This window comes from Streptomyces sp. NPDC021622 (assembly GCF_040640795.1).
In the GTDB taxonomy this organism is placed as follows: Bacteria; Actinomycetota; Actinomycetes; order Streptomycetales; family Streptomycetaceae; genus Streptomyces.
In genome coordinates this window covers 35,572-56,588 of record NZ_JBFACK010000016.1, presented here as the reverse complement: position 1 = coordinate 56,588, position 21,017 = coordinate 35,572, and the positions used below count along the sequence as shown (strand labels likewise).

General features: G+C 69.7%; 23 protein-coding genes. 13 read left to right on the top strand and 10 right to left on the bottom strand.

Annotated elements, in window-relative coordinates; genetic code table 11:
• Positions 1-63: 63 nt before the first annotated feature.
• A complete protein-coding gene (locus AB0G47_RS28910) occupies positions 64-540 on the top strand; it encodes a zf-TFIIB domain-containing protein (protein WP_360775877.1) in 477 nt (158 codons plus the stop codon).
• Here the strand turns inward: AB0G47_RS28910 and AB0G47_RS28905 are convergent.
• Entirely contained in the window at positions 464-742 is a 279-nt protein-coding gene (locus tag AB0G47_RS28905; protein ID WP_360775874.1) for a hypothetical protein, read from the bottom strand. The genes AB0G47_RS28910 and AB0G47_RS28905 overlap by 77 nt on opposite strands.
• 102 nt (positions 743-844) lie before the next feature.
• On the opposite strand from AB0G47_RS28905, the gene AB0G47_RS28900 reads away from it, so the two are divergent.
• Positions 845-1,750 (top strand): oxygenase MpaB family protein, encoded by a 906-nt coding sequence (locus AB0G47_RS28900; RefSeq protein ID WP_360775871.1) that lies wholly within the window; start codon positions 845-847, stop codon positions 1,748-1,750.
• Here AB0G47_RS28900 and AB0G47_RS28895 read toward each other — a convergent pair.
• Positions 1,739-2,260: a PadR family transcriptional regulator gene (locus tag AB0G47_RS28895; RefSeq protein WP_360775868.1), complete on the bottom strand. Its 522-nt coding sequence runs from the start codon at positions 2,258-2,260 to the stop codon at positions 1,739-1,741. The genes AB0G47_RS28900 and AB0G47_RS28895 overlap by 12 nt on opposite strands.
• A 102-nt stretch (positions 2,261-2,362) precedes the next feature.
• Here AB0G47_RS28895 and AB0G47_RS28890 point away from each other — a divergent pair, with 102 nt between their 5' ends.
• Complete coding sequence (locus tag AB0G47_RS28890) at positions 2,363-3,112, top strand: alpha/beta hydrolase (protein WP_360775865.1); 750 nt, start codon at positions 2,363-2,365, stop codon at positions 3,110-3,112.
• Between the two features lie 24 nt (positions 3,113-3,136).
• Here AB0G47_RS28890 and AB0G47_RS28885 read toward each other — a convergent pair whose 3' ends face one another.
• From AB0G47_RS28885 to AB0G47_RS28875, 3 genes are all read right to left on the bottom strand, one after another.
• On the bottom strand, positions 3,137-4,363 hold the full coding sequence (locus AB0G47_RS28885; protein ID WP_360775863.1) for a cytochrome P450: 1,227 nt from the start codon (positions 4,361-4,363) through the stop codon (positions 3,137-3,139).
• A 103-nt stretch (positions 4,364-4,466) separates the two neighbouring features.
• Positions 4,467-5,321, bottom strand: a complete 855-nt coding sequence (gene aac(3), locus AB0G47_RS28880; protein ID WP_360775861.1) for an aminoglycoside 3-N-acetyltransferase — start codon at positions 5,319-5,321, stop codon at positions 4,467-4,469.
• 44 nt (positions 5,322-5,365) lie between these two features.
• The gene (locus tag AB0G47_RS28875) at positions 5,366-5,965 is read right to left on the bottom strand and encodes a class I SAM-dependent methyltransferase (RefSeq protein ID WP_360775858.1); all 600 of its coding nucleotides are present in this window, start codon (positions 5,963-5,965) and stop codon (positions 5,366-5,368) included.
• Positions 5,966-6,116: 151 nt separating this feature from the next.
• Between AB0G47_RS28875 and AB0G47_RS28870 the strand changes: the two genes are divergently transcribed.
• The 5 genes from AB0G47_RS28870 (at position 6,117) to AB0G47_RS28850 (ending at position 10,974) form a co-directional block, all read left to right on the top strand.
• Positions 6,117-6,890, top strand: coding sequence for an MHYT domain-containing protein (locus tag AB0G47_RS28870; protein ID WP_360775855.1), 774 nt, complete (start codon positions 6,117-6,119; stop codon positions 6,888-6,890).
• Between the two features lie 66 nt (positions 6,891-6,956).
• Entirely contained in the window at positions 6,957-9,524 is a 2,568-nt protein-coding gene (locus AB0G47_RS28865) for a nitrate- and nitrite sensing domain-containing protein (protein ID WP_360775852.1), read from the top strand.
• Positions 9,521-9,955: a roadblock/LC7 domain-containing protein gene (locus AB0G47_RS28860; RefSeq protein WP_360775849.1), complete on the top strand. Its 435-nt coding sequence runs from the start codon at positions 9,521-9,523 to the stop codon at positions 9,953-9,955. Before AB0G47_RS28865 ends, AB0G47_RS28860 begins: the two co-directional genes overlap by 4 nt.
• Before the next feature lie 19 nt (positions 9,956-9,974).
• Positions 9,975-10,388, top strand: coding sequence for a DUF742 domain-containing protein (locus AB0G47_RS28855; protein ID WP_360775846.1), 414 nt, complete (start codon positions 9,975-9,977; stop codon positions 10,386-10,388).
• On the top strand, positions 10,369-10,974 hold the full coding sequence (locus AB0G47_RS28850; protein ID WP_360775843.1) for an ATP/GTP-binding protein: 606 nt from the start codon (positions 10,369-10,371) through the stop codon (positions 10,972-10,974). The genes AB0G47_RS28855 and AB0G47_RS28850 overlap by 20 nt, the downstream gene beginning before the upstream one ends.
• A 4-nt stretch (positions 10,975-10,978) precedes the next feature.
• Here AB0G47_RS28850 and AB0G47_RS28845 read toward each other — a convergent pair whose 3' ends face one another.
• Positions 10,979-11,407 carry a PPOX class F420-dependent oxidoreductase gene (locus AB0G47_RS28845; RefSeq protein WP_360775840.1) on the bottom strand — a complete coding sequence of 143 codons (429 nt, stop codon included), beginning with the start codon at positions 11,405-11,407 and terminating at the stop codon, positions 10,979-10,981.
• Between the two features lie 93 nt (positions 11,408-11,500).
• Between AB0G47_RS28845 and AB0G47_RS28840 the strand changes: the two genes are divergently transcribed.
• Positions 11,501-11,917 (top strand): roadblock/LC7 domain-containing protein, encoded by a 417-nt coding sequence (locus AB0G47_RS28840; protein ID WP_135331019.1) that lies wholly within the window; start codon positions 11,501-11,503, stop codon positions 11,915-11,917.
• A 110-nt stretch (positions 11,918-12,027) separates the two neighbouring features.
• On the top strand, positions 12,028-12,978 hold the full coding sequence (locus AB0G47_RS28835) for a DUF6397 family protein (protein WP_360775836.1): 951 nt from the start codon (positions 12,028-12,030) through the stop codon (positions 12,976-12,978).
• A gap of 43 nt (positions 12,979-13,021) precedes the next feature.
• Here the strand turns inward: AB0G47_RS28835 and AB0G47_RS28830 are convergent, their stop codons facing one another.
• Genes AB0G47_RS28830 through AB0G47_RS28820 form a run of 3 tightly spaced genes read right to left on the bottom strand, consistent with a single transcriptional unit; the run spans position 13,022 to position 16,984 of the window.
• Positions 13,022-13,519, bottom strand: a complete 498-nt coding sequence (locus tag AB0G47_RS28830) for a tetratricopeptide repeat protein (RefSeq protein WP_360775833.1) — start codon at positions 13,517-13,519, stop codon at positions 13,022-13,024.
• The gene (locus AB0G47_RS28825; RefSeq protein ID WP_266873995.1) at positions 13,516-14,430 is read right to left on the bottom strand and encodes an acyl-CoA thioesterase II; all 915 of its coding nucleotides are present in this window, start codon (positions 14,428-14,430) and stop codon (positions 13,516-13,518) included. The genes AB0G47_RS28830 and AB0G47_RS28825 overlap by 4 nt, the downstream gene beginning before the upstream one ends.
• 40 nt (positions 14,431-14,470) lie before the next feature.
• Complete coding sequence (locus tag AB0G47_RS28820; RefSeq protein WP_360775829.1) at positions 14,471-16,984, bottom strand: DUF3516 domain-containing protein; 2,514 nt, start codon at positions 16,982-16,984, stop codon at positions 14,471-14,473.
• Positions 16,985-17,105: 121 nt separating this feature from the next.
• Here AB0G47_RS28820 and AB0G47_RS28815 point away from each other — a divergent pair, with 121 nt between their 5' ends.
• The 3 genes from AB0G47_RS28815 (at position 17,106) to AB0G47_RS28805 (ending at position 19,902) form a co-directional block, all read left to right on the top strand.
• On the top strand, positions 17,106-17,900 hold the full coding sequence (locus AB0G47_RS28815) for a metal-dependent hydrolase (protein ID WP_360775826.1): 795 nt from the start codon (positions 17,106-17,108) through the stop codon (positions 17,898-17,900).
• A gap of 180 nt (positions 17,901-18,080) precedes the next feature.
• Complete coding sequence (locus AB0G47_RS28810; protein WP_360775823.1) at positions 18,081-18,956, top strand: AraC family transcriptional regulator; 876 nt, start codon at positions 18,081-18,083, stop codon at positions 18,954-18,956.
• A 181-nt stretch (positions 18,957-19,137) separates the two neighbouring features.
• Entirely contained in the window at positions 19,138-19,902 is a 765-nt protein-coding gene (locus tag AB0G47_RS28805) for an SDR family oxidoreductase (RefSeq protein WP_360775820.1), read from the top strand.
• Positions 19,903-19,963: 61 nt separating this feature from the next.
• Here AB0G47_RS28805 and AB0G47_RS28800 read toward each other — a convergent pair whose 3' ends face one another.
• Positions 19,964-20,938, bottom strand: a complete 975-nt coding sequence (locus AB0G47_RS28800) for an AraC family transcriptional regulator (RefSeq protein ID WP_360775817.1) — start codon at positions 20,936-20,938, stop codon at positions 19,964-19,966.
• Between the last annotated feature and the right edge of the window lie 79 nt (positions 20,939-21,017).

Sequence of the window (21,017 nt, the reverse complement as noted above, 5' to 3'; positions counted from 1 at the left end):
CTCCCCATCGCTTCATCCGTCGGCGCACCCTAACCACTGGTCCGCTTGATCGTCGAGGGGTGGATGACCAGGAAAATTCACTCGTCGGCCTCGTTCCGCACGCCTACGCTGGCTGTCATGCCCAGAGCCAGTTCGCACTTCGTCTGTCTGCCATGCCGTGCTTCTTTCAAGAAGACGGCCGACTACGGACGCGTGCGCATCGACATCTGCCCCCAGTGCGGCGGTCAGTTGCTCAACGCGGGCTCCGCGCTTGCCGTGCCCAAGCGACGTGACACGGCGGCATGGCGCGCCCTGAGCGCTGTCCTGACCGCCGGGCTGCGCTTCCGGCAGGACTGCTGCGGTTGGGGCCCCGGCTACCGCCCCCGCACGCCGCGCGACGTACGGGAACGGCTCGCGCATGCGGCCGAGACGGGCAACCCCGCCAGTGAGGCGCTGGCCTGCCCCGACCCCACGCACGCGGACGTCAGGCGGCAGGCAGGCCGAGGAGCGTACGCGCCACGTCCTTCGGCGACTCGTCGCGCTCCCGGGCGAGGGCGATGACCGCGCGGCACGCCAGCTCGCTGACACCGAAGGACAGGGCTTCCGGCGACACCCAGCCGGTGGCCTCGTCCATCTGGTCCTGGTCGTCCTCCGCGCAGGCCGCCACGTAGACCGCGGCCGCCTCGAAGAGGTTGTGGGCACGCTCCTTCTCGGCGTGCACGGTTTCGTCCGTGCGCCACAACTTGCGCAACTTGTCGAACATGCGAGCCACCTTCCCCCCGGGCGCTGGCCGGCGCCGTTGATCATCCATCTTACGTACCCCAAAGTAGAGTTGGAGTTCCGTCGACTGAAGGGGGACCGCGCGGTGAAGCGCTATGAGCGGCTCAAGGAGATCCGGGGTCTCGACCCGGAGAAGGACGCTCTGAAGATCTACCGCCTCACCGCGGTGTACGAGTTTCCCTGGGACTTCACCCGCGCTCTCGAGCTGGCGCTCTACCGCACCTACGCCGTTCCCAGCATCGGCCGACTCCTCGCCGAGACCGCTGAACTGACGGACCGTACGCAGAAGCGGTACGACGACACGTCCCTGCTGCTCGACGCCGTCGTCGAGCACGGCTTCGGCACGGACGAGGGCCGCGACGCGATCCGCCGCATCAACCAGATGCACCGCAGCTACGACATCAGCAATGAAGACATGCGGTACGTGCTGAGCACCTTCGTGGTGATGCCCAAGCGCTGGATCGACACCTACGGATGGCGCCGGCTTTCACGCCACGAGACGGTCGCCGCCTCCGTCTACTACCGCACCCTGGGGCGGCACATGGGGATCCAGGAGATCCCGGAGTCCTACGAAGACTTCGAGCGCTGTCTCGATGCCTACGAAGAGGCCCACTTCGCGTGGGACGAGGGCGCGCGCAGGGTCTCCGACGCGACCCTCGACCTCATGGCCTCCTGGTATCCGCGCGCCCTGGCGCCCTTGTTGCGGGCCTCGACCCTCGCCCTGCTCGACGAGCCCCTGCTGCGAGCCTTCCGCTACGAACCGCCGGGTGCCGCCGCCCGCAAACTGGTCAGGGGTGCTGTCCGGCTGCGCGGCCGCGCCGTGCGCCTGATGCCGCCGCGCACCGCACCGCACTACGCCCGGCAGAACTGGGAGATCAAGGGGTACCCCAACGGCTATCGGGTGGGCGAGCTCGGCACGTTTCCGGTGCCGGGGGTGCGGGGCTGCCCGGTGCCGCACGGCGATGCGGCCCCCGCCGCTTCAGCGGAGTGAATCCAGCGTCGCCCGCAGCCAGTTGAGTTCGGCCCGGCTCGTCGCCCGGGCGATGGTGAGGATGCCGCGCCGGAACGGGTCGTCCAGTTCTTCGGCGCGCAGCGGGCGGTCGCCGTCGTAGAAGAAGCTGGCGGGCTCCTCCAGGAAGGCCAGCCGGCGCCGCAGGACCGCGGCCTGTGCCGCCCTGTCGTCCAGATGCCGGAGGAAGGCGAGGACGGTGAACCAGCGGTTCTCGTCGGTGATGTCCGCCTGCCCAGGCTCCGCGAGTCTGCGGCGCAGCTCGCGCCGCCCTTCCGCGGTGAGACTCAGGACGTGCCGGGGAGCCGCCCCTGATCCGGGCTGAGTCTCGCGGGCGAGGAGGCCGGCCTTCTCGAGCCGCTTGATGGCGGGGTACAGCGTGCTCTCCGCGACCGGGCGCACGTGCCCCGCCAGCGCTGTGATGCGTTTGCGCAGCTCATAGCCGTGCAGTGGCGCGTCGTAGAGGAATCCGATGATGGCCAGTTCGAGCATGCGGTGCATTGTGCCGTACGGCCGCTGTACCCCGTCGACGCAATACATCGTTGTCGATGTATTGTCCTGGTGGTCGGGATGTACCAGAGCGGGGGAGTGGCGATGCGCGAGACAAGGTTCGACGCACAGGGGAGCTGTGTCCGCTGGACGGAAGCTGACGGCGAAGGCCCTGCCCGGGTGTACGTGCACGGGCTGGGCGCGGCATCGAGCGTCTACCACGCGCACATCGCCGCCAGGCCCGAACTGGCCGGACGCCGATCACTCTTCGTCGACCTGCCGGGCCACGGAATCAGCGACCGCCCGGCGGACTACGGCTACACCCTGGAGAACCACGCGGACGCCCTGGCCGCGGTGTTGGACGATGCGGCGATCTCGGGAGCGGAGATCGTCGCGCACAGCATGGGCGGCGCCGTGGCCATCGTGCTCGCGCACCGGCGCGGGGACCTTGTGTCACGGCTCGTGCTCACCGAAGCCAATCTCGATCCCAACCCCGTCGCGACGGCGGGCAGCAGCGGAATCGCCTCCTACGGAGAGGATGAGTTCGTCACCGACGGCTACGCGCGCGTGCTGGACAAGGTCGGCTCCACGTGGGCGGCGACCATGCGGCTCGCCGACCCGCGCGCCCTGCACCGCAGTGCGACGGGGCTCGTGAGGGGGACGCGGCCCACGATGCGCAGGATGCTGATGGATCTGTCCGTGGAGCGGGTCTTCGTGCAGGGCGGGCTGAGCGGCGAATTGGACGGCCGGGACGAGCTGGCCGCCTCCGGAGTGCGAGTGATCACCGTTCCGGAGGCCGGGCACAACGTCATGTTCGACGATCCGGATGCCTTTGTGTCGGCCGTCGCCGGGTGACTGACCAGCAAGTTGCCTGCGCCGCTACCGGGCCGTTTCCGTCCAGGTGACCGGCAGTTCGTGCACTCCGTAGATGTTCATGTCGCTCCTGAGCTTCACCTCACCGGCGGGGACGGCGAGCCTGAGGGTCGGGAAGCGACGCAGCAGTCCCTCGAAACCTGCGCGCATCTCGATGCGGGCCAGCTGCTGGCCGAGGCACTGGTGGATGCCGTGGCCGAAGGACGTGTGACCGCGGGCCTGGCGGTGGATGTCCAGCGTGCCGGCGTCGTCGAAGCGCAGGGGGTCGCGGTTGGCGGCCAGCAGCGAGACGACGACCGTCGATCCCTCGCGGATTGTCTCGCCGCCGAGTTCGATGTCCTCCGTGGCATAGCGATAGAAGATGTCGGCAACGGACAGGTAGCGCATCAGTTCCTCGACCGCGCCCGGCATCAGCTCCGGGTTGGCGCGCAGTTCGGCGAGCTGCTCGGGGTGCTCCAAGAGTGCGAAGGTGCCAAGGCCCAGCATGTTGGCGGTGGTCTCGTGCCCCGCGAGCAGCAGCAGGAAGGCGGCGCCGGTCAGCTCCTCGATGGTGAGGTCGTCGTGGCGGGCCAGGTCGGACAGGATGTCTTCGCCGGGTTCGGCGCGCTTGCGCGTGACCAGTTCGGCCAGATACGTGGTCAGGCCGGTGTATGCGGCCATCTTGTCTTCGAGCCCGATGTCCCTCTCCATGAACTTGGCGGAGTTGGTCTGGAAGGTCTCCCTGTCCTCGTAGGGGACGCCGAGCAGTTCGCAGATCACCAGGGACGGCACCGGCAGCGCGAACTCCTTGACCAGATCGACCGGAGGGGCAAGGCGCGCCAGCTCGTCCAGTTGCTGCTCGGCGATGTCGACGATGCTCTCTTCGAGCTGCTTCATGCGTTTGACGGTGAAGGCGCCGGTGAGCTTGCGCCGCAGCCGGGTGTGGTCCGGCGCGTCCATGGCGATGAAGACGCCCGGGATCTGCGGGGACGGTTCTGTCACGGCGGGCATGCCGGGGACCTCGTAGGGCACGTGGACGGGGCCGATGTCCTGGCGGGAGCTGAACCGGGTGTCGGCCATGAGCCGGCGGACCGCGTCGTAGCCGGTGACGAGCCAGCCCTCGTGACCGTCGGGGAAGATCAGAGGGCTGACGGGACGGGCCTCGCGCAGCGCGGTGATCTGGCTCGGCGGGTCGAAGGGCCCCGCATCGCGCTCCATGGGGAGGCCGTGCGGGACGGGAGCCGTCTGCTTCATCGGATTTCCTTCCGTGGCGGGTTGTTGCGGCAACACTCGCCGACGGAGCAGACACGCGACTGTCACGGCTCTGACACCGGCCGGGCCGGAGACGCGGTCGGTGTCAGGCCCTGTGGCCCAGCCTTTCCTCGATCCAGCCGATCCCGAAGTTCACGACCTCACCGGCTTCGAAGAGGTGGCATGCGGCCGCGCCGACCCGCCCCGTGATGCCGATTCCGGCGCCGAGCATGTCCTGGGCGATGGCATCGAAGGGGTCCTGCCCCTGGGGGACAGCGGAGGAGTAGTCGAAGGCGCCCGCCGACGAGTCGATGTCGTGGAAGCGCCGCCAGACCCGTTCGCCGTCCACAAGGATCGGCTGCTCGTAGTCGACGAATCGCTTTCCGGGAGCCTCGGCGAGTGCCTCGGCATGGTGCAGGACCGTGAGGGAGTCCAGCGGGGCGCCCAGCAGGAGAACCCGGCCGCCCAAGGTGACGAGCCGGGCCAACGGGCTGCCCGGGCCGTGCGGATCGTCCCAGGGGTGGTCGGCCATCAGCGCGGTCGCCGATGCGCCGAGCGCGGCGAAACAGGCATCGGGATGACGGCTTCGCACAGCCCCTGGCCACCTGCGGAGAGCTTCCGGCAGCCGCCCGTAGTTGTGATCCGCTTCGCTGAACCGGGGATCGTACGCGGGATGTTCGGCCCGCAGGGCGTCCTGCCAGGCTCGCGGCCAGTCGCTGAAGCTGTAGGGCAGTGCGTCGTTCCAGCCGCAGGTCACCATCAGGGTGCCCGGCTCGCCGACGACATCGCGGAGGGCACCGATGAGCGTCTGGGCGCCGCCGGCCACGTAACCGACAGCGGACATCTGTGTGTGGAACATGACGATGTCGCCGTCGGTGAGGCCGAGCGCAGTCAGGTCATGGATGAGCCGACTGCGGGTGACGGGTCCGTCGGAGCGCTTGAGCAGGGCCTCTTCGTCCATGCAGCAGACGGTATACGCAGGGCCCGGCCGGCGGCCGCCCCGGGTCAGCCCTGTCGCACCGCCAGTGCCAGGAACCGTGCGTCCTCGTCGATGTACGACGTCATCTGCCAGCCCGAAGTGGCGAGCAGCGGGCGGAGGTTGGCCTCGGCGCGCAGGTCGTCCGGGGTGATCTGGCGGCCCTGCCGTGCGGCGAGTGCCGCACGGCCGATGGGGTGGAAGAGCGCGAGGAGCCCTCCTGGGCGGACGACACGGCTCAACTCCCGCAAGTTCCGCGCCGGATCCGGAAGATGGGAGATCAGACCTGCGCCGAACACCGCGTCAAGACTCCCGCTGTGCAACGGGAGCCGGGTCACGTCAGCGAGCAGGAGCTGCCCGTCGCGGTCCCTGCCCGCCCGTACAGCGGCCTCCAGCATGGCGGGGGTCAGGTCGATGCCGAGGACGACTCCTGAGGGTCCCACGACGTCCCTGAGCGCGGGCAGGGCCCGTCCGGTGCCGCACCCGGCGTCCAGGACACGGGCGCCCGGCCGCAACCCGAGCTCGCCGGCCGCGGCCCGGTAGGCGGGTCCGTCGTCGGGGAACCTGCTGTCCCAGTCGGCCGCACGGGCGGCGAAGAAGTCACGGACGCGTGTGTGGTCATCGCTCATGCGGACATGATTGCTCAACGACGCGCATGTGCGTCGGGGGCACACGTTCGAGCGTGACGCGATCGTTCAGGAGCCTCTCTCTGTCATATTCCAGCACCTTTCGAACTGCGCCCCCGTTGTGCGCCCCCGCCAGGACTAGCGTCCCGGGGCCATGGGACACCTGGACCACGCCACCTTCGGTTGGCTGACCCCCGTGCTGTCGTACGCGATGGCCTGCATCGGCGCCGCCCTCGGGTTGCGCTGCACCGTCCGTGCCCTCGCCGCCACGGGCAGGTCACGGCGCAACTGGCTGATCACCGCGGCCTCCGCCATCGGCACCGGCATCTGGACGATGCACTTCGTGGCGATGCTCGGCTTCGGAGTCAGCGGCACGGAGATCCACTACAACGTCCCCCTGACCATCCTGAGCCTGATCGTTGCCATGGCCGTCGTGGGAGGTGGCGTCTTCGCCGTCGGCTACGGCCGTGACCGAGGGAGTGCGCTGGCACTCGGCGGACTCACCACTGGGCTCGGCGTCGCCAGCATGCACTACCTGGGCATGGCCGCCCTGCGGCTGCACGGCGATGTGAGCTACGACCCGGTGCTGGTCGGCCTCTCCGTAGTCATCGCCGTCGTCGCCGCGACCGCGGCCCTTTGGGCGGCACTGAACATCAAGTCGCCCCTCGCGGTCGCCGTCGCGTCCCTGGTCATGGGCGGTGCGGTGAGCAGCATGCACTACACCGGAATGATGGCGGTGAGTGTGCGGGTCAGCGAGTCGGGCGGGGCGCTGCCCGGGGCCACGACGATGCAGTTCATCTTCCCCCTCGCCGTCGGCCTCGGGTCCTATCTCTTCCTGACCTCGGCGTTTGTCGCGCTGTCCCCGACCGCAGGGGAGCGCGAGGCCTCCGTGTCGGCCCAGCGGCCGGTGGAGAGCGCCGCTCGATAGCGGCGCACCTGGACCGGTCACGGCCGGGCGGGCACACGCCCCGACATCTCTCCGAGCGAGGAGGCCATGCGTACACCCCGTAGGACCCCCGAAACCGCCGACGGCACCGTGCCGCCGGGGCCCGTGGCAGCACCGGCGCGCGGCCGCCGCGCGCACGCGGGACCGCCCGCCGACGAACACCCTGACACGGAAGCCCCCTTGGAGACCGGACCACCCCCCAACTCCGCTGCCCGCAAGGGACGCTGGTGGCCGCGCCCCCGCACCGTACGAGCCAAGATCGTGTGCCTCCTGATGGTGCCCGTCGTGTCGCTGCTCGCCCTGTGGGGGTACGCGACGGTCAGCACGGCCCAGGACGTGGCGCGCCTGCGGCAGTTGCAGCGCGTCGACACGGAGGTGCGCGGCCCGGTCGACGCGGCCGTCGCCGCACTGCAGGCCGAGCGGGTGGCCGCCGTGCGTTACGCGACGGAACCCGCTCCCGACCGTGCCGCCGACCTCAAGACGCAGGCCGCACGGACCGACCGCGCGGTGGCGAAACTGCGCCGTGGCGATCAACGGACGGTCGCCGATGGCGCCGACCTGCCCACCGGTGTGGCCGCCCGGCTCGAAACGTTCGTCTCCGGAGCGGAAGGGTTGAGCACGCTGCGCACCGAAGTGCTCGACCGGGGCACCGGCTGGGACGCGACGTACGGGCAGTACACGAAGACCATTTCGGCCGCCTTCGGAGTCGGCGGCGCGCTCACCGGCATCCAGGACGCCGAACTCGGCTCCGAAGCACGGGTGTTACTCGAATTCTCCAGGGCGGGCGAGATGCTGGCACGCGAACACGTGGTGCTGTCCAGCGCCCGGCTCGCCGGCTCGCTCGACGGCGAGCGACTTCGTCAGTTCACCGGGGCCGTCGAGACACGGCGGACCCTGACGGAATCGGCCGTTGCGGACCTGCGCGGACCCGAACGGGCGGCGTGGCACGACCTCGTGGAGGGGAGCGCGTACGCCGATGTGCGGGCCGTCGAGGACAAGGTGCTCGTCGCAAGGCCGGGCCGTGCGGCGGCCGACGCGGCTCCTGCCGGCAAGTGGGACACCGCTCACGCCGCGGTGCGGGACGAGTTCCGCGCGATCGAGGCGGGCGCGGGCCGCAGTGCCGCAGACCGCGCCGACCCGTTCACCCGCGGAGTGCTCACCGCGGCGGGCGCCGCCGTGCTCCTGGGGCTCGCGGCCGTCGCCGCCTCGCTGGTCATCTCCGTACGCATCGGACGCGGCCTGGTGGTCGAGCTGGTGAGCCTGCGCAACGGCGCACTGGAGATCGCCCGCCGCAAACTTCCGCAGGCCATGCGGAGGCTGCGGGCCGGCGAGGAGATCGACGTCCGTGCCGAAGCACCACCGGGGCCGCCGGCGGAGGACGAGACGGGACAGGTCTACGAAGCGCTCGGCACCGTGCACCGGGCCGCCCTGCGTGCCGCCATCGAGCGTGCGGAACTGGCCAGCGGCATCTCAGGGGTCTTCGTCAACCTCGCCCGCAGGAGCCAGGTCCTCGTCCACCGTCAGCTCAGCCTCCTCGACAGCATGGAGCGCAGGGCCGACGACCCGAACGAGCTCAGCGACCTCTTCCGGCTCGACCACCTCACCACTCGGATGCGGCGGCACGCGGAGAGCCTGATCATCCTCTCCGGAGCCGCACCGGGACGCGCCTGGCGCATGCCCGTCTCCCTGACGAACGTCGTGCGGGCCGCCGTCTCCGAAGTTGAGGACTACGCGCGCGTGGAGGTACGACAACTCCCCGGCGCCTCGGTCATCGGTACGGCCGTCGCCGACCTCACCCACCTGCTGGCTGAAATCGTCGAGAACGCCGCCCAGTTCTCACCACCGCACACCAAGGTGCGGGTCACCGGCGAACCGGTCGGCAACGGCTACGCCGTGGAGATCGAGGACCGTGGCCTGGGCATGGGCGGTGAGACCCTCGCCGAGGCCAACCGCCGCATCGAGCAGTCCGAAGCGCTCGATCTGTTCGACAGCGACCAGCTCGGGCTCTTCGTGGTCAGCAGGCTCGCCTCCCGGCACGGGATCAAGGTGCATCTCCGTACGTCCCCCTACGGCGGCACCACCGCCGTCGTCCTGCTGCCCACCGCCCTGCTCCAGAGCAGCACAGCAGAGAGCCCCCAGACCCACACCATGGAACGCGAACGTGACCAGCACGAGCACGAGCACGCGCGCGTGCCGGGTGCGGCGGCGCCCATGAACGGCAACTCCGTCCCCGCAGGCGCCGCACGCCCCGCACTCGCCCCATCGGCCGAAGCCCCGGCGACGACTCCCACACCCCCTGGCGTCACCGCACTGCGGCTGCACAAGCCACCAGAACCGGACACCGCCGGAGACCAGGAAGCCTCGGACGACCTCCCGCGCCGCGTACGCCAGGCAAGCCTCGCCCCCCAACTGCGCGAACAGCGCCCCGAAGAAGCGCCCTTGGCCGCGGGAAGCCATGAGGACGCCGAACGCAGCCCCGAAGAGGTGCGGGACCGCATGGCCGCCTACCGCGACGGATGGGCCCGCGGCGGTGGCCGCCGCCCGGGCATCGTCGGCGCGGTCCCCGACACCTCAGGGTCCGAACCGGCCGACAGCACCGAAGGAGACCACGCATGATCCAGGACCAGAGCATCAGCGCCGGGCGGTCCGGCGAACTCGACTGGCTGCTGGACGACTTGGTCCTGCGCGTCGGCGAGGTACGGCATGCCGTGGTGCTGTCCAACGACGGGCTCGCCGTCGGCGCGTCCACCGCCCTGACCCGCGAGGACGCCGAGCACCTCGCCGCGGTCGCCTCGGGATTCCACAGCCTGGCCAAGGGGGCGGGCCGGCACTTCGGAGCCGGGGGAGTGCGCCAGACCATGGTCGAGATGGACGACGGCTTCCTGTTCGTCGCGGCGGCGGGCGACGGCTCCTGCCTCGCCGTACTCAGCTCCGTCACCGCCGACATCGGCCTGGTCGCCTACGAGATGGCACGCCTGGTCAAGCGGGTGGGCGAGCACCTCTACACGCCGCCGCGGTTCGCCGCGCAGCCACCGGCCGTCCGATGAGACAGGGCGGTCGACGCAGATGACCGACGACAGCGGAGCCACCCCGCGCGACGCGGGCAGCCAGTGGTACGACAACGAGGCCGGACCCTTGGTCCGCCCCTATGCGATGACCGGCGGGCGGACCCGACCCGGTCCCGCGGGAGTGCGCTTCGACCTGATCGCGCTCGTCACGCTGGACGACAACGCGCCGGGCCCCGGCGACGACACCTCGCTCGGGCCCGAACACCGGGCGCTCATCGAACTGTGCCGCACCGAGACCCAGTCGGTCGCCGAACTGGCGGCCGGCGCCGACCTTCCCGTGGGCGTGGTCCGGGTACTGCTCGGCGACCTGCTGGAGATGGGCTGCGTGAAGGTGAGCCGACCCGTGCCGCCCGCACAGCTACCCGACGAAAAGATTCTGCGAGAGGTGATCGATGGGCTCCGAGCGCTCTGACGCCACGGGCGGGGACACGACCGCCATGGCGCTGAAGATTCTGGTCGCCGGCGGCTTCGGGGTGGGCAAGACCACCCTGGTCGGCGCGGTCAGCGAGATCCGCCCGCTGCGCACCGAGGAACTGCTCAGCGAGGCGGGCCAGACGGTGGACGACACCGGCGGCGTCGACCGCAAGACCACGACGACCGTCGCCATGGACTTCGGCCGCATCACCATCAGGTCGGGCCTGTCGCTCTACCTCTTCGGCACGCCCGGCCAGGACCGCTTCTGGTTCCTGTGGGATGAGTTGTCACAGGGCGCGCTCGGCGCCGTCGTCCTCGCGGACACCCGACGGCTCGAGGACTGCTTCCCCGCCGTCGACTACTTCGAGCATCGGCAGATCCCGTTCGTGGTGGCCGTCAATTGCTTCGCGAACGCGCGTACGTACGGTGCGCATGAAGTGTCCCGGGCCCTGGACCTCAACCGCGGAACCCCTGTGGTCCTGTGCGACGCACGGGACCGCGACTCCGGAAAGGAGGTGCTGATACGTCTGGTCGAGTACGCCGGGCGGATGCATACCGCCCGGCTGCTCGACACGGTGGGCTGACGCGTCAGTCGGAGACGTCGCCGAGCGCGACCACCTTGTCGACCTTCGCGCGGACGAGGAGTTCACCGGGCACGCCGTTGCGCGCGCCGAACTCCTCGGCGCGGTCCTCGCCCATGTAGCGGGCGCCGATCCGCGCCGCCCAGTGCCGCACCGCGTCGAGATCGTGGCTCAGTTCGGCGCGCGCCTGCAGCACCACGAACGCGAACGGCGGCCGGTCGTCGTCCACGCAGAGGGCGATGCGCCCGTCCCGCGCCAGATTCCGTCCCTTGACCGTGTCAGCCCCGGTGTTGAACACCAGATGGTCCCCGTCCAACAGGAACCAGATCGGTGCGATGTGCGGGCTGCCGTCCGCCCAGACGGTCGACAGCTTGCCGGTGCGGGTGCCGTGCGAGACGAAAGCCCGCCACTGGTCGTCGGTCATCTTCTGTGCCATGTCCTCATCATGCTTGCCGGGGCGCCGATGGTGGGGAAGGCTGGCAGGTCAGTTCCTCCAGCCAGGGGGAGCAGGACGCGGGGAGACGGGAACATGGGGCAGCAGAACACCGGGCTCGGCTGGTTGCTCGACGATCTGACCAAGAGAATGGAACCCGTACGGCATGCGCTGGTGCTGTCCAACGACGGCCTGGTGACGGGTGCGAGTTCGGATCTGGCGAGGGAGGACGCGGAGCACCTGGCCGCCGTCTCGTCGGGTCTGCACAGCCTGGCCAAGGGATCGGGGCGGCACTTCCACGCGGGCAGCGTGCGCCAGACGATGATCGAGTTCGATGACGCGGTGCTCTTCGTCACGGCGGCGGGCGACGGCAGTTGTCTGTGCGTTCTCAGCTCCGCCGAGGCCGACATCGGTCAGGTCGCGTACGAGATGACCCTGCTCGTCAACCGGGTCGGCGAGCATCTCGGCGTGGGCGCCCGGCAGCCGGAGCGAACACCTGTCGTGGACCTCTGACCTGCACAAACGCTGACGCGCTCAGAGTTATCCACAGGCCCAGCGGGAATCGCGGTGATCGCGCTACGGTTTTTCCCGAGAGCGAAGACGCTTCACGGGGGAGAACCACCATGACAGGTGACACGATCACACAATCCGTCAGCGCGGCCGCCACGGAGGCCGCCGCACCGACATCGGTCGCGACCAGCCGCGCCGCGCGGGAACTGGGACTGAAACGCGGGGAGTTCGAGCTCGCCGTGATGCTGGGGCGCATCCGCACCAGCAGCGACATGGTGGGCGGGCCGCGCCGCGTCACGGGCGAGGAGATCGAGCGCGTCCGTGCCACGGAGGGCTTTCCCGAGACGTGGATGGAGCGCATCAGAACCGTGGGGACCACGGAGGGCGCGTCGCTCATGGGCATCACCACGACCCGCTTCACCCGCCTCAGCCGCGCCGGCTTCGTGACCCCGGTGAAGTTTTACGTTAACCGCTACCGAGCGGTCGTCTGGCTCTATCTCGCCGAAGATTTGCGCCAGTTCGCCGAGTCCGAAGTCAACGCCGCCCTGCTCACGGGGCGGGCGCCCGCAGCGATCCGTGCCCAACTGGAAGCGGGAGTGGATGTACGGGCGCGCAACTGGCGGGGCCGTCACGCGGGATCGCTGCTGCGCCAGTCCGACGATCCCTGGGAGCGTGCAGCGGCGGTGGCCTCACTGCTGGATCCGGTGCAGATCGCCGAGCTCATCAAGGATCCGTACGAACGGGCCTATCTGAACAGGCTCATGCCCGACCCCTTTACCCGCGGCCCGGCCGACTCGCCCACGGCACGGATCATCCAGAAGATCACGACCGCCGACGATCCCGACGAGATCCGCTGGCTGCGGGCGAACCTCACCATCGGCCTCTCCCAGGCCCGCAGGGAGCGCCCTGCACCACGCCCCGCACAACGCCCCGCACCGGGTCCCACGCCGGACCCTCAACCGGAGCGCGTGGCGCCGCAGGCCGAGCAGCCCGACGACGCATCCGAGGAACGGGGGCCAGAGCCACGCGGCCTGCTGAAATGGCTGCGGCGCAGAGGCGGCTGACCGGGCCGGCAGGAGAGGGAGAGCTGACCTGCGGGCGGTCTCGCTACATCGTCGCGTCGAGGTCCATGGCGTAGTGCTCGATCGCGGGCCGGTAGTTGGAGATGTCCGGGTCCTTGCTCGTGGTGGCGAGCAAGGTCAGCAGGATTTCCATGGCCTCGTGGTTCCGGCCGGTGTTGTAGAGCGCCATGGCCAGAAACGTCTTGAGCGCGCCGTCGTCGGGGAATTCCGCCGCCGCGTCGCTCAGGGTCGTGACGGCTTCGGGATACCGGCCGAGGATGCGGTACGTGCTGCCCAGGCCGAGGAGGGCTCCCCGCCGGTCATCGGCTGACAGGCCCTGCTGCTCGACCGCGCGGACGTAGTGCGCAACCGCCTCGGCTTCCAGACCGAGCGTGTCGTGCACCCAGGCGGTCTGGTAGGCGACCTCCGGGTCCTGCGGGAACTGCTCGCACAGGGCGAGCAGTTGCTGCCGAGCCTCCTCGCGGCGGCCGTCCTCGCGCAGCCGCACGGCTTCGGCAAGCAGCTTCTGCCGATTCCCGCTCACGACTGCGTCCCTTCAGACGACGGACGGCCGTCCATGTGCCGTTCGCCGTACGGCCGGAAGAGGCCTTCCTGCACGACCGAGACGAGGAGGTTGCCCTCGATGTCGTAGATGCGCCCGCGCGCGAGACCGCGTCCTCCCGTAGCGATGGGGGACTCCTGGTCGTACAGGAACCACTCGTCGGCACGGAAGGGCCGGTGGAACCACATGGCGTGGTCGAGCGAGGCCATGTCGAAACCACGCGGGCCCCACAGGGGCTCCACCGGGATGCGGACGGCGTCCAGGAGCGTCATGTCGCTCGCGTACGTCAGCGCGCAGGTGTGGACGAGCGGATCGTCGCCCAGCGGGCCGACCGCCCGCATCCACACGGCGCTGCGCGGCTCGGCGCCCTTGATTTCCTCGGAGGTCCAGCGCAGCCGGTCCACATAGCGGATGTCGAAGGGCTGACGCCTGGCCATGCGCTCCAACTGCTCCGGAAGCGCGCCCAGATGTTCCTTGATCTCTTCGACGACCGTCGGCAGCGACTCCGGGTCCGGAGCCGAGATGCGCGGCGGCAGCTGGTGCTCGAAAGCGCCCTCCTCGGGCTGATGGAAGGAAGCGGTGAGATTGAAGATGGTGCGACCCTGCTGGATCGCGGTGACGCGGCGCGTGGTGAAGGAGCGCCCGTCCCGCACCCGCTCGACCTGGTACACGATCGGCACCCCCGGGCGGCCCGGCCGCAGGAAGTACGCGTGCAGCGAGTGCACCGGACGCTCGCCCTCGGTGGTGCGCCCCGCGGCCACCAGGGCCTGCCCGGCGACCTGCCCGCCGAACACCCGCTGCAGAGACTCCTGCGGGCTGCGGCCACGGAAGATGTTGACCTCGATCTGCTCCAGGTCCAGCAGATCGACGAGCCGGTCGGCGGGATTGTTCATGACGGTTCCTCGACTCCTGTCTGAGGGGTGCTCGGGGTGGTCAGAGCTGGCCGACGTCGGTGACCCGGACGACGGCACGGCCCTCCTCGTCGGACGCTGCGAGATCGACTTCCGCGCTGATGCCCCAGTCATGGTCGCCGTTCGGGTCGGCGAACGTCTGCCGGACGCGCCACAGACCGTGCTCGGGATCCTCCTCGATGAGCAGCAGCTTGGGGCCGCGCGCGTCGGGGCCGGTGCCGAGATCTTCGTACTCGTCCCAGTACTTGTCCATGGCCTCGCCCCAGGCGTCCGCGTCCCAGCCGGATTCGCCGTCGAGATCGCCCAGCTCCTCGACGTGGTCGAGGGCGGCCAGTTCGACCCTGCGGAACAGCGCGTTGCGCACCAGGACGCGGAAGGCGCGGGCGTTGGCCGTGACCGGCTTGACCTGGTCGGCCTTCTCCTGGGCCTCCTCGGCCGTCATCACCTCGGGGTTGGCAAGCTGCTCCCACTCGTCGAGGAGGCTGGAGTCGACCTGGCGGACCATCTCGCCCAGCCAGGCGATCAGATCCTCCAGGTCCTCGGACTTCAGATCGTCCGGGATCGTGTGCTCAAGGGCCTTGTACGCGCTCGCGAGGTAGCGAAGGACGATGCCTTCGGTGCGGGCCAGTTCGTAGAAGGACGTGAACTCGGTGAAGGACAGCGCCCGTTCGTACATGTCACGGATGACGGACTTCGGGGAGAGCGGGTGGTCGCCGACCCACGGGTGGCTCGTCCGGTAGGTGTTGTACGCGTGGAAGAGGAGCTCCTCCAGGGGCTTCGGGTACGTGATGTCCTGGAGCCGCTCCATGCGGTCCTCGTACTCGACGCCGTCCGCCTTCATCAGGGCCACGGCCTCGCCGCGCGCCTTGTTCTGCTGGGCGGCCAGGATCTGGCGCGGGTCGTCGAGGGTGGACTCGACGACGGACACCATGTCAAGGGCGTACGACGGGGACTCCTTGTCCAGCAGGTCGAACGCGGCCAGGGCGAACGTCGACAGCGGCTGGTTCAGGGCGAAGTCCTGCTGCAGATCCACCGTCAGGCGCACGATGCGGCCCGTGGCGTCCGGATCGTCGAGCTTCTCGACGACGCCGCCGGCGAGCAGCGAACGGTAGATGGCGATCGCCCTGCGGATGTGCCGCAGCTGCTGCTTGCGCGGCTCGTGGTTGTCCTCGAGGAGGCGGCGCATCGCCTCGAAGGCGTTGCCCGGCCTGGCGATCACCGCGAGGAGCATGGTGTGCGTGACGCGGAAGCGGGACGTCAGCGGCTCCGGCTCGGAGGCGATCAGCTTCTCGAAGCTGTTCTCGGTCCACCCCACGAAGCCCTCGGGGGCCTTCTTGCGCACGACCTTGCGGCGCTTCTTCGGGTCGTCGCCCGCCTTGTTGAGCGCCTTCTCGTTCTCGATGACGTGCTCGGGAGCCTGCGCGACCACCAGGCCCGCGGTGTCGAAGCCCGCGCGCCCGGCACGCCCGGCGATCTGATGGAACTCCCGCGCGCGCAGCGTGCGTACGCGCGTGCCGTCGTACTTGGTCAGCGCGGTGAACAGCACCGTGCGGATCGGGACGTTGACGCCGACGCCCAGCGTGTCCGTGCCGCAGATGACCTTCAGGAGGCCGGCCTGCGCCAGCTTCTCCACGAGCCGTCGGTACTTGGGGAGCATGCCCGCGTGGTGCACGCCGATCCCGTGGCGGACATAGCGCGAGAGGTTGCGGCCGAACTTGGTGGTGAAGCGGAAGCTGCCGATGAGATCGGCGATCCGGTCCTTCTCCTCACGGGTGCACATGTTGATGCTCATCAGCGACTGCGCGCGCTCGACGGCCTGCGCCTGAGTGAAGTGCACGATGTAGACCGGCGCCTGCTTGGTCTCCAGGAGCTCGGTGAGCGTCTCCGTGATCGGCGTCAGCCGGTACTCGTACGAGAGCGGCACGGGGCGCGTCGCCGAGCGGACCACGGAGGTGGGGCGTCCCGTGCGACGCGTGAGGTCCTTCTCGAACATCGAGACGTCGCCGAGCGTCGCGGACATCAGGATGAACTGCGCCTGCGGCAGTTCCAGGATCGGGATCTGCCAGGCCCAGCCGCGGTCCGCCTCCGCGTAGAAGTGGAACTCGTCCATCACGACCTGGCCGATGTCGGCGTCCTTGCCGTCGCGCAGGGCGATCGACGCGAGGACTTCGGCCGTGCAGCAGATGACGGGCGCGTCGGAGTTCACGGACGCGTCGCCGGTCAGCATGCCGACGTTCTCGGTGCCGAAGAGCTTGCAGAGGTCGAAGAACTTCTCCGACACCAGCGCCTTGATCGGAGCCGTGTAGAAGGTGACCTTGTCCTGGGCCAGTGCCGTGAAGTGCGCGCCCGCCGCGACCAGGCTCTTTCCCGAGCCGGTAGGGGTCGACAAGATCACGTTGGCTCCGGAGACCACCTCGATCAGCGCCTCCTCCTGAGCCGGATAGAGAGTGATCCCCTGGTCCTCGGCCCACGTGGAGAAGGCTTCGAAGAGGGCATCGGGGTCGGCATCCGGCGGCAGCTGATCAATAAGGGTCACACCCCCATCTTGCCCTCCTTCGCACTCGATCAGGGAACCGGAGGTCCGCACGAAGATCACGAACGCTACGCTGTGTCGCCAACGGGGCGTCAGCACAACGGAAATGGGGCGGGGAACAGCAATGATGGGACCGGCACACTCACTGTCGGGGGCGGCGGCCTGGCTCGGCGTCGGCGCGGCCGCGGCGGCCGCGGGGCACACGATGCCCTGGCCGGTTCTCCTCGTCGGGGCCCTGATCTGCGCCGGGGCGGCGCTCGCACCGGACCTCGACCACAAGTCGGCGACCATTTCGCGAGCCTTCGGTCCGGTCTCCAAGGGCCTGTGCGAGATCGTCGACAAGCTGTCGGCCGCCGTGTACAAGGCGACCCGGAAGCAGGGCGACCCGCGCCGCGCGGGCGGGCACCGCACCCTCACGCACACCTGGCTGTGGGCCGTGCTGATCGGTGCCGGCACCTCGGCCCTGGCAATCTTCGGCGGGCGCTGGGCGGTTCTCGCGATCCTCTTCGTGCACATGGTGCTCGCCATCGAGGGCCTGCTGTGGCGCGCCGCCCGTGGATCCAGCAGCGATGTGCTGGTGTGGCTCCTTGCCGCGACCAGTGCCTGGATCCTCGCCGGAGTGCTGGACAAGCCGGGCAACGGTGCGGACTGGCTGTTCACCGCGCCGGGCCAGGAGTATGTGTGGCTGGGTCTGCCGATCGTGCTCGGTGCGCTGGTGCACGACATCGGCGACGCCCTCACGGTCTCCGGCTGCCCGATCCTGTGGCCCATTCCCATCGGCCGCAAGCGCTGGTACCCGATCGGGCCGCCCAAGATGATGCGGTTCCGGGCGGGCAGCTGGATCGAGCTGAAGGTGCTGATGCCGGTGTTCATGCTGCTCGGGGGCGTGGGCGGCGCGGCCGCGCTCAACTTCATCTGACGACGGCGTCGGCCCGGGCTCGGCCGCGGGCGCGAGCTTGGCTGCCGGAGTGGGCGCAGACCGTACGAACATGGCCGCCAGGGCCCCGCTCCGCGCGGACTGCTTGGACCGGCGGGCGGCGTGAGGCAGCGGGTCTCGCGGCGAGCTGTGGCTCGGAGCGTCCGGCCGGACAATGGCGTGATGGGTGTTTCGCACATCAAGCCTCATCTGCGGTGTCTCCACGGGAGCGGGCCCGAGCTAGGCCATGCGGTGGTGGAGCGGTCGATGGAGCGCGCGGCGGGCGTGTCGGACGTGGCGCTGCTGCCGGTCGGCCCACCGGTGCACGTCCTGGTGGTGCACACCGGATGCTCGGCGAATCTGCGCTGGTCGGCGGATGGCACGGCGCGCCGGGAGAGATTCCACGCCGGGGAGGCACTGGTCAATCCGGCCGGGTGGGCCTCACGGCCGCGCTGGCAGGACGACGTCGAGCTGTTGCTGCTCGGCATCGACCCGGTGTGGCTGGAGAAGATGGCGGCGGAGAGCGGTGCCGCCGGCCCGCTGGAGATCGTGCCCCGATTCCACTTCACCGACCCGCTTCTGAAGCTGCTCCTCGAGAGACTGGCCGCGGAGTACGCGGGGCCGGGTCCCGCGGACTCCCTGTACGCGCAGTCCTTGGTGCAGGCGGCAGCCGCCACGGTGCTGCGCCTGGCCACCGACGGCGGGCAGGCCCCGGTCCGCGAGGGCGGCCTGCCGCCCAGAAGACTGGCCGAGGTCATCGACTACATCCACGCGAACCTCGCCGAGCGCGTCACGCTCGCGGATCTGGCCGCGGTGGCCGGCGTCAGCGCCTCCCACTTCACCCGGGTGTTCCGGGTATCGACGGGCGAGTCCCCGCACCAGTACGTGCTGCAGCAGCGTCTGGAGAGGGCCCGAAAGGAGTTGCTGCACACCGACAGGGCGATCGCGGACATCGCGACGGAGACGGGGTTCGCCGACCAGAGCCACCTCACGCGGATGATGCGCCGCCACGGCGGGGCCACCCCGCGCATCCTGCGCGACAGCCGTGGCACGGTCTGAGACCCGAGGGCGCGCCCTCAAGGAACAGCCTGCACCCGCCCCGATGCGGTGAGCGGTTTGTTCCACGCGTGCTCCGATCGTTCAAGATCGGCGCACGTCTCTGCGGCGAGTGTGGAGCCCAGTTCATGAGCACGGATCACCGGGCCATGAGCTGTCCTCACACACATCGCAGGAGGCTGTCATGGTGCAGAACCCGGACAAGAACCTCAGTGGAAAGGTCGCATTCGTCGGCGGGGCGTCCCGCAATCTCGGCGGGCTGATCAGTAGGACCCTGGGCACCGAGGGCGCATCGGTGGCCGTGCACTACAACAGCGAATCGTCGCGCGCCAAGGCCGAGGACGTGGTCGCCGAGATCAACGCGGGCCCTGGCCGGGCGTTCGCGATCCAGGGCGATCTGACCAGGGTCGCCGAGGTGGAGCGGGTCTTCGACGAGGTCGTCAGCCGGTTCGGAAAGCTGGACTACAGCGTCAACACCGCAGGCATGGTGCTGAAGAAGCCGCTCACCGAGATCACGGAGGAGGAGTACGACCAGATGTTCGCGGTCAACTCCAAGGCCGCGTTCTTCGTGATGCGCGAGGCCGCACGGCGCATCGAGGACGGCGGGAAGATCATCACGATCGTGACCTCGCTGCTCGCCGCGTACACCGGGCTGTACTCCTCCTACGCGGGCAGCAAGGCGCCGGTGGAGCACTTCGCGCGGGCGCTGTCCAAGGAGCTGTTCGGCCGCAACATCTCGGTCAACAACATCGCTCCGGGCCCGATGGACACCTCGTTCTTCTATCCCGCCGAGGACGACGACTCCGTGGCGTACCACAAGGCGTCGGCCATGAACGGCGATCTCACCAAGATCGAGGACATCGTCCCCTGGGTCCGCCATCTCCTCACGGACGGCTGGTGGGCCAACGGCCAGACGCTCTTCCTCAACGGCGGCTACACCACCCGCTGACCGCGGGCTCCCCGCGGGCCCGCCCACATGCGGCCCGCGGGGAGGTCCGCAGGCTCCGCGGTCACCTGCGGGCTGCGGTGTGCGAGGGCAGCTCGTGAAAGCGGTGGCGATACTCGCCGGCGAAGCGGCCCAGGTGGGAGACGCCCCACCGGTAGGCGACGGTGCCGACCGGGTCGGTGGAGGCGAGGAGGTCCGCACGAATCCGGTCGAGCCTCAGATTGCGTACGTACGACATGGGGGACAGGCCGAGCCGGTCGCGGAACGCGAGGCTGATGGTCCGGGGACTGCAGCCGGCGGCGCGAGCGATGTCGGCGAGGCGGATGCGTTCGGTGAGGTTCGCCTCGATGAAGGCGAGGGCTGCCCGCAAGGAGCGCGGGTGGACCGGCGAAGGACCGTCGCGCAGCTCGCCCGTGTGTGAGTGAGGCTGGGCCAGGAGCAGAGCGGTGACGATGGACCGCAGCTGGCTGCGCTGCAGTTCCGCGCGCCGGAACAGCGGGTCCCCGGAGTCCAGTTGCTCCAGGAGGGAACGGACGAGGAGTCGCACGGCCCGGCCCTTGGCCTTGGCCAGGTCGAGGGCGAAGTCGAAGCGCACGGTGGACACCGGCGGGTGCCCGGTCAGCGCGGTGAATTCCTGGTCGATCAGGGCGGTATCGATCCGCAGCCCCACAAACCGCGTCCGACTGCACGGCAGCGGTCGGAGTTCCTGGGTGTCTCCGGGGTTGACGACTCCCGCCGTCGCCTTGTCGAGGGTTGCCTGCTGACTGCCGCGGGATGCCGAGATCGCGCCGGACACACCGATGTTGACGAAGTAGGAGCTGCGGTCCTCGACCGAGGCGACGCGTACGTCGAGCGGCGAGGTGAAGCAGCCGACCGCGAAGTCGCGAGCGGCCACACCGCGCAGTTCGTGGTCTCCGCCGCGCAGTCCGTCCAGGGGCGATGTGGTGACCGAGCCGCCGAACAGCCGGGTGGCGGCATTGAGCAGATCGACGGGGTTCTGGGATCTGGTGATGAGGTAGTCGCGCAGCGGCTCCGGCACGGCGTTCCCTCCGTCGGGACGCGGGCCCGGTGGTCCGGGCGCGCGTGGCGGGCAGCCCGGGCTGGGTTTCAGTGTGTCA